Origin of the sequence: Sphingobacterium sp. MYb388 (assembly GCF_037479535.1) — a bacterium.
GTDB lineage: Bacteria > Bacteroidota > Bacteroidia > Sphingobacteriales > Sphingobacteriaceae > Sphingobacterium > Sphingobacterium anhuiense.
On record NZ_JBBGYV010000006.1, the window covers coordinates 97329 to 111135 of the forward strand.

Sequence of the window (13807 nt, forward strand, 5' to 3'; positions counted from 1 at the left end):
CGGAAGCTGAAGCATATAGAATTCAATTCCAAGGATTAATACATAAAAAAAGCGAATATTTATAAAAACATTCGCTTTTTTGTGCTTTTAAGTATCCGTAAAGCCCTTAATCTCTTCTTCCGAATAATAGGGAAGCATAATATAATAGGGTAACCAAAGCACTTAATGCTGCTACTACATATGTCATTGCAGCCCATTTTAATGCATCTTTTACACCTTCATCTTCTGTCGAGCTGTAAGTTACACCATTATTGCTTAACCAGGCTTTCGCACGATTTGAGGCATCAAATTCTACCGGAAGCGTCACGAAACTAAAAATTGTTGTAATCGCTAATGCCGCAACTCCTATTGCTAGAACAATGTAGTTCTGTGAAAAGGCCATTAATATAACACCCAACATCAAAACCCAAGATGTCAATTTTGAAGCGAAGCTCACCATGGGTACCATGGCAGATCTAAATCCTAACCATTTATATGCCGTAGCATGTTGCACAGCATGACCACATTCGTGAGCAGAAACTGCCGCTGCGGCAATACTTCTTCCACTGTAAACTTCAGGGCTTAGATTTACTGTTTTATCTGCTGGATTATAGTGGTCACCTAAACGATCAGGGATCGAAACGACCTTCACATCATAAATACCATTATCATGAAGCATTTTTTGTGCAATCTCTGCCCCTGTCAATCCACTCGTTAAAGGAATTTCAGAATATTTTTTAAACTTATTTTTAAATCGGGTTTGAACGATCAGGCTTATAACCATGATCCCTATAAATAAAATCCAATACATAATATTTTCTTTGTTTTAATAGTTACTTATCAAAATACATTCCACCTTGTCATAACAGACAAAATTTCACATACTAATGTACTAAAATCATTCATTAATACATAAAAGAACAATAAGTGAAACAAAAATATGACATTATTACATAGAAAGTCAAAAAACAAAAGGGATGCCCCTCATCGGTTCATCCCTTTTAAATAGTAGTATATTGTGTGATACTAACCGATCTGCAACATCAGACTTTGGCCTTCGATCATCTTACGAAGGTTGGCTAATGCATACCGCATACGTCCCAATGCAGTATTGATACTCACTTCAGTGATATCAGCTATATCTTTAAAGCTCATATCGCAAAAATGTCTCATAATCAATACCTCTTTTTGATCATCAGGAAGTTTTTGAATCATTTTCTTCAAATCGATATCACGTTGTTCTCTTAACATTTTTGATTCCACATTTTCATCACTGAAATCCAATACATCGAAAATATCAAAACCTTCTGTATTGACAATACTCGGAGCTCTTTTCTCTTTTCTAAAATGATCGATAATCATATTATGGGCAATGCGCATAACCCAAGGCAAGAATTTACCCTCGTCATTATATTTCCCTCCTTTTAATGTATTGATTACTTTTATAAAAGTTTCCTGAAAAATATCTTCTGCAAGATATTCATCTTTTACTTTCATATAAATGGATGTGTATATTTTTGATTTATAACGTTCTAACAAAGCTGCTAACGCTGTTTCTTTACCATCTAAATATATATGGATTAATTCTTGATCCGTCTTTTTATTTAAAATACTCATACTTCACCTATTTTTAGCAGTTACCAAATTAATTTTAATTACAACCTGTTTAAAAAGTAGATGTCTGTCGTATAGTATTTCGTTTATATAGTGATCAATTTTCGTATACTCAAAACAAGAGAAAATTATCGAGTAATCAAATTATTACAATGGAATTTAAGACTTTTTAACATTTGCACAAAAAAAGTGCCCTGATTTTAAATCAAGGGCACTTATTATGTTATGATATGTTAACGTACTGCTTATTTATAAAGAGGGAAACCTGCCATCATCTCTTTTACCTTAGCGTGGATTTTAGCAAGTTCTGATTCGTTTGATGCATTTACGATAGCTGCATCAATTAATTCACCGATTTGTACAATCTCTGTTTCCTTGATACCGCGAGTTGTAATGGCTGCTGTACCAAAACGAACACCTGAAGTAACAAAAGGAGAACGAGAATCAAAAGGAACCATATTTTTGTTAGTTGTGATACCCGCTTTTCCTAAAACTGCCTCTGCTTCTTTACCAGAAATATCTTTATTACGTAAGTCAACCAACATTAAATGATTGTCTGTACCGCCAGAAATAATTTTGTAATCTCTTTCTACGAAGAACTGTGCTAAAGCCGCTGCGTTTTTCTTTACTTGAACAATATACTCCATATATTCGTCAGAAAGAGCTTCACCGTAAGCAATAGCTTTAGCAGCGATAGTATGCTCCAAAGGTCCACCTTGTGTACCTGGGAATACTGCTAAATCTAACAACTGTGTAATAGTTCTTGTTTCTCCTTTTGGTGTTTTTGCACCCCAAGTGTTTTCGAAATCTTTCCCTACCATAATCATACCGCCACGTGGTCCACGAAGTGTTTTATGGGTAGTAGTTGTTACGATATGACAATGTGGAAGTGGATCATTCAACAATCCTCTTGCGATAAGTCCTGCAGGGTGAGAAATATCCGCTAAAACCAAAGCTCCAATTTCATCAGCAACTTTACGGATACGCGCATAATCCCAATCACGAGAATAAGCAGAAGCACCACAAATAATCATTTTTGGTTTTTCACGAAGTGCTGTTTCTTCTAATTGCTCATAGTCAATTAGTCCTGTATCTTCTTTTACACCATAAAACAAAGGTTGGTAAATTTTACCTGAAAGATTTGCTGGAGAACCGTGTGTTAAGTGACCACCATGCGATAAATCAAGACCTAGAATTTTATCACCTGGTTTAATTGTTGCTAAAAAAACTGCTGCGTTGGCCTGTGCTCCTGAATGTGGTTGTACGTTTACCCATTCTGCACCGAATAATTGCTTTGCACGGTTGATGGCAATAGTCTCAATTTCATCGACTACCTCACAACCTCCATAGTAACGTTTTCCCGGTAAGCCTTCAGCATATTTATTTGTCAAAACTGAACCTGCAGCTTCCATAACTTGTTTTGAAACGAAGTTTTCTGATGCGATTAATTCGATACCCTCCTCTTGGCGTTTCAGCTCATCAGCTATCAAATTGAAAATGGCTTGATCTCTTTCCATTGTTTTAATCTAGTGTAAAATATGAATATTATGATTTTAGTCTACAAATATAGTATAATACTTAAAAAAGGCCTCAAAAAACAGGCTTTATTATTACGAAATTTCACAAAAACCCCTTATTTATTAAAATTCATTAAAATGAAAAATTCAAATATTTCCTGATTCTTTCCTGCATATGATGCACATAAAATCAATAAAAGAAAGTTGCTCATCCACAAATAAATATCAATATCAGGAATCCCATGACGATCAAATTGATGTTAATACATATTACTTTGTAACATGTTACGAACGAACCTATGTCCGATATTGGCAATCAATGTGTTTAATCAATGTCATAAATCAGAAGCAGTCCTATTTTCTATTAAAATTATGTAATTTTGTTTAAGTTGGTTAAAATATTATCACGATGAGTACAGAGACTATAACAGAAAAAGCTCCCTTGACATTAACTGAAGGAGCGATAAAGGAACTAAAAAAACTGAAGGATCAACAAGAAATTTCAGATGATTTTGGATTACGTATTGGTGTTGAAGGTGGCGGTTGTTCTGGGATGAGCTATATTTTAGGATTCGACCAGAAAAAAGAAGGTGATAGCGAATACAGTATTTCGGGAATTAGGGTATTTATGAACAAAGCACATGGTTTATATTTAGCTGGGATGGAAGTTGATTTTAGAAACGGTTTAGATGCACGTGGTTTTACCTTCAACAATCCAAATGCTTCCAGCACTTGTGGTTGTGGAAGTTCTTTCTCTGCATAAAGAATTAAAAATATACAGACAAAGCCCAATATTCAGTGAATATTGGGCTTTTTTTATTTATGAATCCTATTGATACGATCACTCCTTCAAGTTTAAATATCACTTTTTAGATTGATTATGCTATACAACCTGATGTTAAAGGTTGTATTTACCTTAAAAGGGTTGTTTTTTAGCTTTTACCTTTCAGCTTAATTGATTAAATTAGCGACCTTTAGAAAAAGAATACGAGACACTGATGTATAAAGAATATAAGCAGCTTAATTTGCCGGAAATAGGCAAAGAAATATTGACCCGTTGGGAACAGGAAAAAATATTCGAAAAAAGTATCACAAACCGTCCAGGAAATAAAACGTACACCTTCTATGAAGGTCCTCCTTCTGCCAACGGTATGCCTGGTATTCACCATGTAATGGGGCGCGCAATCAAAGATATCTTCTGTCGTTATAAAACTTTAAAAGGATTTCAAGTAAAACGTAAGGGCGGATGGGATACGCACGGCCTTCCAATTGAACTTGCTGTTGAAAAAAAACTTGGCATTACTAAAGAAGATATTGGAAAGAAAATATCTGTTGAAGAGTACAATGATGCCTGCCGTACAGAGGTAATGAAATACACTGATGTATGGAATGATTTAACTATAAAAATGGGGTATTGGGTAGATCTTGAAAACCCTTATATTACCTATGAAAATGAATATATTGAAACACTTTGGTACATCTTAAAAGAATTTTATAAAAAGGGTCTTTTATACAAAGGGTATACCATACAGCCTTATTCACCTGCGGCAGGAACAGGATTGAGCTCACATGAACTAAATCAACCTGGTACTTACAAAGATGTAAAGGATACGACAATTGTCGCACAATTTAGATTAATCAAAAATCAATTGCATCCAGCAATTGCCACTTTAGTGGAAGATGACTCTGAAGATGTTGCTTTCATTGCTTGGACAACTACGCCTTGGACATTACCTTCCAATACGGCGTTGGTCGTTGGTAAAAAAATAAACTATGTAAAAATTAAAACTTTTAATCAATATACAGGAACACCGGTTTCGGTTATATTGGCTAAAGATTTAATCCCTAAACATTTTAAAACTGAAGGAAAAGACGCATCGTTTCAAGATTATAATTTAGGTGATAAGGTTATTCCTTGGGAAGTTGCGGCAACTTTCACGGGCGAAGAGCTTGTTGGTTTACGCTATGAGCAGTTGATGCCTTATATCACGTCAGATGAACTACAGGAAAAAGCTTTCCGTGTAATCCCTGGAGATTTTGTAACTACAGAAGATGGTACAGGTATCGTGCATGCTGCACCAACATACGGCGCAGATGACTTTAGAGTAGCTAAAGAGCAAGGTGTACCCGGAATCTTGATCAAAGATGAAAATGGCAAAGAAGTACCTACTGTGGATCGTACTGGTCGATTTGTTAAGGAAATCACTGACTTTGCAGGTCGTTTTGTTAAAGAGGAATATTATTCGGATGCTGAACGTGCCGATAAAGATTTCCGTCCTACAGATGTGCTTATCGCCATAAAATTGAAAGAAGACAACAAAGCTTTTGATGTTAAAAAATATGAGCATACTTATCCACACTGCTGGCGTACAGACAAACCTGTTCTGTACTATCCATTGGATAGCTGGTTTGTTAAATCGACCGCTGTTAAAAATGATTTAGTTGCACTAAATAAAACCATTAACTGGAAGCCTGAAGCGACTGGTACTGGACGCTTTGGTAATTGGTTGGAAAATCTAGTTGACTGGAATCTATCACGCTCACGTTACTGGGGGACTCCCCTACCTATCTGGCGCTCTGAAGATGAGAATGAAGAAATCTGCGTTGGTTCTATGCCTGAATTAAAGGCTTTATTGGAAGCATCTCTGGTTTCTGATGTATTATCTGAAAAAGAAAAAGAAACTAACAAAGCATATTTGGATAAATTCGGAACTGAAAAACTTGATCTGCATCGTCCTTATGTAGACGATATTGTATTTGTATCGGATGCGGGTCAAAAATTATTCCGTGAACCTGATTTAATCGATGTTTGGTTTGATTCTGGTGCTATGCCTTACGCACAGTGGGGTCTAGACTATGAAAAACTTGCAAAAGGAGAAGCACTTCCATTTAAAGAAGGTTATAAAGAAGCATTTCCGGCAGACTTCATTGCTGAGGGAGTTGATCAGACACGTGGCTGGTTCTTCACACTTCATGCAATCTCAACGATGTTACAAAAATCGGTTGCATTCAAAAATGTCATTTCGAATGGATTGGTTTTAGATAAAAATGGTAATAAAATGTCTAAACGTCTTGGTAATGGGATTGATCCATTTACCATGTTAGATAAATATAGTGCTGATGCAACACGTTGGTATATGATCAGCAATGCTTCACCATGGGATAATTTAAAGTTCAATGAAGAGGGACTGGATGAGGTACGTCGTAAGTTTTTCGGAACTTTATATAATACCTATGCATTTTTTGCTCTGTACGCGAACATTGATAAATTTAGTTATAGTGAAGCGGATATTGCTTTAGAAAACCGTCCTGAAATAGACCGTTGGGTAATATCACTATTGAACAGTTTAATTAAAGAAGTCGATGAATTTTATGCGGACTTCGAGCCCACAAAAGCGGCACGTGCCATACAAAATTTTGTTGACGAGCATTTAAGTAACTGGTACGTTCGTCTTTGCCGCCGTCGTTTCTGGAAGGGAGAATATTCTGAAGATAAGATCTCTGCTTACCAAACTTTATTTACTTGTTTGGATACGATAGCGAAATTGATGTCTCCTATCTCGCCTTTCTTTTCAGACCAGTTGTATCTAGATTTGAACAACGCTACGGTTAGGGAAACTTTTGAATCTGTGCATTTAGCAAATTTCCCGAATTATCAGGAAAAATTGATCGACAAGGATTTGGAGGAGCGTATGTCATTGGCTCAAGATATTTCATCCCTTACCTTATCACTGCGCAAAAAAGTAGGCATCAATGTACGACAACCGTTAAACAAAATCTTACTTCCGGTACTGGATAATAGCTTCCAAGAACGTGTAGAAAAGGTAAAAGATTTGATACTTTCCGAAACGAATATTAAAGATATTCAATTCATTACGGACACGACAGGTATCATCAAGAAAAAAATTAAACCGAACTTTAAAGCTCTTGGCTCGAAAGTTGGTAAAGACATGAAGTTAGTGTCTGCAAAAATCAATGCACTTTCTACAGAAGAGCTTGCAAAATTGGAAAGCGATGGTGAAATTTTATTAGCCGATACACCTTATACAATTCAATTGAGCGATGTAGAAATTATAGCAGAAGATGTTGCTGGCTGGCAGGTCGCTAATTTAGCTAAATTAACCGTAGCCCTGGATATCCATATTTCTGAGGAATTAAAACAAGAAGGATTGTCAAGAGAGTTGGTTAACCGTATCCAAAACCTAAGGAAAGACAAAGGTTTTGAGGTTACTGACCGTATCCGTGTTTTAGTTAGCAAAGATGCTGATATTGAGAGCGCAACGAATGAAAATTTATCTTATATTTGTACCGAAATTCTAGCGGATTCATTGAGTTTCGAAGAATCACTAACTACCGGAGATAGCATTGATATTGACGGAAAGGAATTGAATGTTTTAATCGAAAAAATTTAAATTATGGCAACTAATAACGAAAAGACACGCTATAGCGATTCAGAGCTACAAGAATTTAAAAGCATTATCTTAGAAAAACTAAGAATTGCAAAAGAGGAACTTGCTGCCTTAACAGCCTCTCTAAATAATAGTGATGCAAATGGTACGGATGATACTGCTGGTACTTATAAAACTTTGGAAGATGGTTCTGCCACTTTAGAAAAAGAACAAACGAATCAGTTAGCTGCTCGCCAACGAAAATTCATCGACAACTTAGATGCGGCTTTAGTTCGTATTGAGAACAAAACTTATGGTATTTGTAGAGAAACGGGAAAATTGATCCAAAAGGAAAGATTGAAAGCTGTTCCTCACACTACGTTAAGTATCGAAGCTAAAAATAAACAGTATTAATATTTTTTAAATACAAAAACATAATGGTCTTTACCAAAAGTAAAGACCATTTTTACAACTATGAAAGGCTATACTAAACCAGTAATTCTGATTATTCTCGTTCTTTTAATTGACCAGATATCAAAAATATGGGTCAAATTAAATATGACCATTGGTCAAAGTTATGAGGTGATTGGTAAATTTGTACAAATCCATTTTATAGAGAATAATGGAATGGCCTATGGAATGGAATTTGGTGGCGAATTTGGGAAACTGATGCTAACACTTTTTCGTATTATCGCTGTCGGAGCAATCGGCTATGGCCTGCATTACATGGTTAAAAAGAAATATAATCGCGGATTTATTCTCAATATTGCCTTAATCTTTGCAGGAGCACTTGGAAATATTATCGACTCTACTTTTTATGGTATGATCTTTAGTGAAAGCACCTGGTACGATAAAGCTTCATTATTTCCTGCAGATGGAGGATATGCAACGATTTTCCATGGAAAGGTCGTTGATATGCTCTATTTTCCACTGATTAATGGAACATTCCCATCTTGGCTCCCGATTTGGGGTGGTCAAGAATTTCTATTCTTTCGACCGGTATTCAATATTGCTGATTCTGCAATATCGGTGGGGGTTGTGCTGATTCTACTCTTCCAAAAGAAATATTTTAAAGAAGAGAAAGAAGAAAAAACAAGTATACATAGTGAAATCGTAGAAGATTAATAACGACTTCTAAAAAGTCTTGAATTTTCAAGGCTTTTTTTATGAACAACTACAAATGATAAAATTATATATTAAATGCACCCTTTTAACACTTTTCAGTGTTCTAAGTTTACAAGGAATTGCACAATACAGCAATCCTGAACTCGTAAAAAAACATATCAACTATCTCGCAAGTGATAAGATGAAAGGTCGCGGTACAGGAAGCAAAGAAGTATTCAAAGCGGCAAATTATATTGAAAAATATTTTAAAACACTTAAACTTCAACCGTTAGGTGAAAAAGGATTCAGACAATCGTTTGATGCTAAAGTATGGAAAGTTAAAGTGAGTGACAGCATTCGCAAAGCAGATAACATCATTGCATTTTTAGACAATGGCGCTCCACTTACTATTGTAATCGGGGCACATTATGACCATTTAGGAACTGGTCATCAAGGCAGCTCAAAAGACTCTCTCGGTGTTGGTAAAATACACAACGGAGCAGATGATAATGCCTCAGGCGTAGCCGGTTTACTGGAATTAGCACGTTATTATAGTACGAATAATTTAAAGGAAAGTTATAATTTTCTTTTTATCGCATTTGGTGCTGAAGAGTTAGGATTAATCGGATCAAAATATTTTACCGAACACCCAACTTTGCCACTTGATAAAATAACAGGTATGTTAAACATGGATATGATCGGCAGGTTAAATCCTGAACAGGGTGTTGCTGTAATTGGATATGGAACAAGTAAAAAATGGCCGGAAATATTTAAGGGTATCACACCTAAAATTAAGTTTTATACAGGTCATGATGGTAATGGTGGTTCTGACCAGACCTCATTCTATAAGAAGAATATTCCAGTTCTATTTTTCCACACAGGAGGTCATCCTGATTATCATATGCCAACAGATGATCCAGAAAAAATCAACTATTCAGGACTTACTGGAATTATCGATTTCGAGGTAATGGTTATCAACAATATGTTAAAACAAAGTGAGAAACTCGAATTCCAATTCACAAATTAATGATGGTTACCAACAAAGTGTTAATAACTGGGTCAAATGGGTTTTTAGGACAAAAACTAATCGATCTACTTAGTAAAAACCTCAATTATGAAGTTTTTGCTATTTCCATGAATAAAAACGACAATCCGAATGTAGCGAATTATCATTTTCAACAATTGGATTTGATGAATTCGGACCTTTTAAACACCTATCTGTCAGAAGTTAAACCAAATTACATCATTCACACTGCTGCAATCACAAGTGTTGAAGGGTGCGAAGCTGATAAAGTGCTCTCTGAAAAGATGAACGTTGAGGTAGCGAAGCAATTGGCCGATTATTGTAAGCAGACAAATGGTTTTTTAGTACAGTTATCCACAGATTTTGTTTTTGATGGCCAAAATGGTCCATATAAAGAGGATGATTCAACCAATCCATTAAGTGAATATGGTAAAAGCAAATTACGTTCAGAACAAGTTATCCATAACTCTGGATGTGAATATGCGATCTTAAGAACTATATTGGTGTATGGAATAAATGCTAATCCAAACCGCTCTAATTTAGTGCTTTGGGCAAAAGAAAAACTTTCAAAAAATGAACCGATAAAAGTGGTGAAAGATCAATGGCGCATGCCAACGTTTGTTGATGATTTAGCTGAAGCCTGTCTTTTAGCTATTGAAAAACGTGCAACAGGAGTTTTCCACATCAGTGGGGAGGAAATGTTTACAATTGCAGAAGCAGTCTATCAAATTGCAGATTTTTGGAAATTTGACAAATCCTTAATTTCAGAAATTACGGCGGCATCAATAAGTCAATCTGAAAACAGACCACAAAAAACAGGGTTTATATTATCAAAAGCCAAGTCGATTTTGGGCTTTCAACCAACTCCTTTCAAAGCGAGTTTAGAAATAATCGATAAACAATACGGAATCTTCCGTTAATAATAAAAAAAGAGATGAAGGAGAAATGTGCTAAAGAGTCTACTACGGTAATGAATGAATTAGTATTACCGAATGATACGAATACTTTTGGTAATTTAATGGGCGGTAGATTGTTGTATTGGATGGATATCTGTTCTGCAATGGCAGCGCAGAAACACTGTAATAGTCCAGTAGTAACCGTATCGGTCGATAACGTTTCATTCAAAAGGTCCATTCGACTAGGAGAAGTTGTGACCATTGAAGCGAAGGTAACGCGTGCCTTTAATACTTCAATTGAAGTAAGAATGGAGGTGTTTGCTCAAAATCTTCCATTGGGAACAAAAGAAAAATCAAATGAAGCTTATTATACATTCGTAGCGGTAGACGAGCATGCCAAACCGCAGCCAATTCCGAAAGTAGTTCCTGAAACGGAATTGGAACATAGGCTTTACGACGAGGCAATGAGACGTCGTGAGTTACGCTTAATATTAAGTGGTAAGCTAGATCCAAGCAAAGCTACTGAATTAAAAAACCTTGTCAATTTATTTGATCACAAAGGCTAATTAAAAATGCCTCAGATGGTGTATCTGAGGCATTTTTAATTTTAATTAGTGCAAACGCTATTATTCAGAGCCTAAAGCCACTATACGATCAAACTCTTCAGCCTTTAGTGGCATTACAGATAATCTTCCTTGACGTACTAATGCAACATCCTGTAAAAATTCATCTGCTTTGATCTGCTCTAGTGTAACTGATTTTTTAAATGTTTCGACCGGAGCTAAATCTACGACTACCCATTTCGGATCTTCAGTTGTAGGATCCTGATAGTATTCTTTTACAACTTTTGCAATACCCACCACTTCTTTTCCTTCATTGCTATGGTAAAATAAAACAAGATCACCCTCTTTCATTGCTTTAAGATTGTTACGGGCTTGATAATTACGTACACCATCCCAAAACGTCTGACCATCTTTATTAAATTGCTCCCAGCTGTATTTGAAAGGTTCAGATTTGACCAAAAAGTAATTCATATCGAAAAAATTAGTTTTGTTGTTCTAATACTTCCATTTTATCAGCAAAGTGAGCGCAATAATCACGTAAATCTGCGATTACTTTCTCTGCCATAGGATCACCGCCTGAAGAACGTAGAAATGAATCTCCTAATGTCTGTAAGGTCTCATAGAAAAAACGTTTCATCTCATCATAAGGCATATCTTTAGTCCATAAATCGATACGCATTGAGTTTTTATATGCAGAATCCCATAATGCTAAAAACATGGCTTTGGCAGGAAGTTCATCAGAAGATTCACCATCATTAGAAGACCAAGTAATTTTGTCAGGCACGTTTGCATCATCCAATTCAACCTGTAATTTTATTTCTGCTTTTTTCATTAGAATATGATTTGTTTTAATAATGAGTGTTAGCTTTTACTAATTATTAAGCTGGTTTCACTCGGTTTTTAAAGGCTATGAAGCTACTCTGAACATGTTGATTTCTATATGATATGCTCAAGACTGTTTCATATTAATAATGCTTTTTACAAAAGGCTTACGCTATTTTTATAATAAGTGTTAAGATCGCGACTACCACTATAAAACCCAACTCATAGAGCCAAAGCTTTTTATTTTGTTTGACAATAATCCGGAAGAAAATATCCACCAATAGTAATACCACCATTAAGATCAACAGCGCGGTCATAGACAGTAATGGTTTCGTATCGGACATATCCTCTACAAAATACCAAGCTACTAAGCATGCCGATACGATATTAATTGGTGTAAGTCTCACTATTTTGTTCTATAATTTCTTTTAGTAGAAGTTTTAGGACCTTGTTTATTAGACTTGAACCCCGATGCACGCTGTGATGCTTTTGCTTCTTTCTGCTTGATTGCAAATTTCTTCTCGTGGAACGCTCCTTTAAAATCTGGATCTTCTTTTCGTTTTTGAATATCGATTTCTTTGGCAATAGCCTGGCGTTCGAAATATGGTGTTTCTTCGATAAAAACTTCATCTGGTAGTGGAGCAACATCAACAGACTGACGCATTAACTTTTCAATTTTTCTGAAATAATATTTTTCTGCATCATTGCAAAAAGTAATAGCATCACCAGAATTAAATGCACGGCCGGTACGTCCGATACGGTGTACGTAATCTTCTGTCACTATGGGAACTTCAAAGTTAATCACATGAGAAACATTTGAAACATCAAGACCACGTGCTGCTACATCAGTCGCTACTAAAATTCGTATATTTCCTTCTTTAAAGGCATTAATAGAATTGATACGTGTATTTTGACCTTTATTAGCATGTATAACTCGTACTTGATCTTTACCATATTTACGTTCTAAAAAGGCAAAAACATTATCCGCAACTGTTCTTGTTTTGCAAAAAACAATTAAACGATGAAATGATTCATCATCTTTCAATAGATGTTGCAATAAATTGAGTTTTGTTTTTTGGTTAGGAACGAAATAAACTCTCTGACTCACCGTCGAAGCTGGCGTTGCTTGCTCAGAAACTTCTATAACCGTTGGAAAAGCTAAGAAATCACCAGCAATTTTCCGAACCAGCTCTCCCATTGTTGCGGAGAATAATAAATTTTGTCTTTTTCGAGGCACGACTTCCAAAATACGGTGCAATTTAGAAATGAATCCCATATCCATCATTTTATCGGCCTCATCCATCACCAAAAATTTCAATGATTTCACATTAATATGACCTTCTAAATATAAATCTAAAAAGCGCCCCGGTGTCGCGACAATTATGTCTACTCCTTTTTCAAGGTTTTCAATTTGGGTTTTAGGCCCCAAACCACCATATAAAACGACTGTACGTAAATCAAGATATTTTGAAAATGTCTGGATATTTTCCTCGATCTGCATAGCAAGTTCGCGGGTTGGCGATAAAATTAAAGCGCGTGCATCTTGACCTTGCGCATATTTCAATTTCATTAATATAGGTAAGACAAATGCAGCCGTCTTTCCAGTGCCTGTTTGCGCTACTCCCATGATATCTTGACCAGCTAGAATCGGTGTAATAGCTTTTTGTTGTATTTCTGTTGGAACCGAATAACCTGCTTCTTCAATTGCGTTCAAAAGCTGCTTATTCAATTTAAAATTTTCAAATGTTTGCTGCATTTTACAAAGATAATGAAAAGCATCCACATGCTTATCTTATGCATTAAATGATTATCAGATTGACGTAAAACTGACATAACTGTTTCATTATTATTGTTAAAAAGATGCTTCATTGGTCGCATTTTGATTTAAAGCAGAATTAAA

At 35.6% G+C, this 13807-nt stretch carries 14 protein-coding genes; 7 read left to right on the forward strand and 7 right to left on the reverse strand.

Annotated elements, in window-relative coordinates; genetic code table 11:
- Positions 1-106 precede the first annotated feature (106 nt).
- From WH188_RS18215 to glyA, 3 genes are all read right to left on the reverse strand, one after another.
- Positions 107-790 (reverse strand): zinc metallopeptidase, encoded by a 684-nt coding sequence (locus WH188_RS18215; RefSeq protein ID WP_132773418.1) that lies wholly within the window; start codon positions 788-790, stop codon positions 107-109.
- Between the two features lie 215 nt (positions 791-1005).
- Entirely contained in the window at positions 1006-1596 is a 591-nt protein-coding gene (locus WH188_RS18220) for an RNA polymerase sigma factor (RefSeq protein WP_132773416.1), read from the reverse strand.
- 242 nt (positions 1597-1838) lie between these two features.
- Positions 1839-3110 (reverse strand): serine hydroxymethyltransferase, encoded by a 1272-nt coding sequence (glyA, locus tag WH188_RS18225; RefSeq protein WP_132773414.1) that lies wholly within the window; start codon positions 3108-3110, stop codon positions 1839-1841.
- Positions 3111-3519: 409 nt separating this feature from the next.
- Here glyA and WH188_RS18230 point away from each other — a divergent pair, with 409 nt between their 5' ends.
- From WH188_RS18230 to WH188_RS18260, 7 genes are all read left to right on the forward strand, one after another.
- Positions 3520-3873, forward strand: coding sequence for a HesB/IscA family protein (locus WH188_RS18230; RefSeq protein ID WP_021188834.1), 354 nt, complete (start codon positions 3520-3522; stop codon positions 3871-3873).
- Positions 3874-4108: 235 nt separating this feature from the next.
- Positions 4109-7522: an isoleucine--tRNA ligase gene (gene ileS, locus WH188_RS18235; RefSeq protein WP_339424452.1), complete on the forward strand. Its 3414-nt coding sequence runs from the start codon at positions 4109-4111 to the stop codon at positions 7520-7522.
- Between the two features lie 3 nt (positions 7523-7525).
- A complete protein-coding gene (locus WH188_RS18240; RefSeq protein WP_021188833.1) occupies positions 7526-7912 on the forward strand; it encodes a TraR/DksA family transcriptional regulator in 387 nt (128 codons plus the stop codon).
- Between the two features lie 60 nt (positions 7913-7972).
- Complete coding sequence (locus WH188_RS18245; protein WP_021188832.1) at positions 7973-8623, forward strand: lipoprotein signal peptidase; 651 nt, start codon at positions 7973-7975, stop codon at positions 8621-8623.
- 55 nt (positions 8624-8678) lie between these two features.
- Complete coding sequence (locus tag WH188_RS18250; protein WP_168128228.1) at positions 8679-9629, forward strand: M20/M25/M40 family metallo-hydrolase; 951 nt, start codon at positions 8679-8681, stop codon at positions 9627-9629.
- Positions 9629-10546 (forward strand): SDR family oxidoreductase, encoded by a 918-nt coding sequence (locus WH188_RS18255; protein WP_237682877.1) that lies wholly within the window; start codon positions 9629-9631, stop codon positions 10544-10546. The genes WH188_RS18250 and WH188_RS18255 overlap by 1 nt, the downstream gene beginning before the upstream one ends.
- A 14-nt stretch (positions 10547-10560) precedes the next feature.
- A complete protein-coding gene (locus WH188_RS18260) occupies positions 10561-11088 on the forward strand; it encodes an acyl-CoA thioesterase (protein ID WP_021188831.1) in 528 nt (175 codons plus the stop codon).
- Between the two features lie 60 nt (positions 11089-11148).
- Here the strand turns inward: WH188_RS18260 and WH188_RS18265 are convergent, their stop codons facing one another.
- The 4 genes from WH188_RS18265 to WH188_RS18280 form a co-directional block, all read right to left on the reverse strand.
- Positions 11149-11556 (reverse strand): EVE domain-containing protein, encoded by a 408-nt coding sequence (locus WH188_RS18265; RefSeq protein WP_021188830.1) that lies wholly within the window; start codon positions 11554-11556, stop codon positions 11149-11151.
- A 10-nt stretch (positions 11557-11566) separates the two neighbouring features.
- Positions 11567-11917 carry a gliding motility protein GldC gene (gene gldC / locus WH188_RS18270; RefSeq protein WP_021188829.1) on the reverse strand — a complete coding sequence of 117 codons (351 nt, stop codon included), beginning with the start codon at positions 11915-11917 and terminating at the stop codon, positions 11567-11569.
- A 157-nt stretch (positions 11918-12074) separates the two neighbouring features.
- Positions 12075-12314: a hypothetical protein gene (locus WH188_RS18275; protein WP_132843735.1), complete on the reverse strand. Its 240-nt coding sequence runs from the start codon at positions 12312-12314 to the stop codon at positions 12075-12077.
- Complete coding sequence (locus tag WH188_RS18280) at positions 12314-13663, reverse strand: DEAD/DEAH box helicase (protein WP_168128229.1); 1350 nt, start codon at positions 13661-13663, stop codon at positions 12314-12316. Before WH188_RS18280 ends, WH188_RS18275 begins: the two co-directional genes overlap by 1 nt.
- Between the last annotated feature and the right edge of the window lie 144 nt (positions 13664-13807).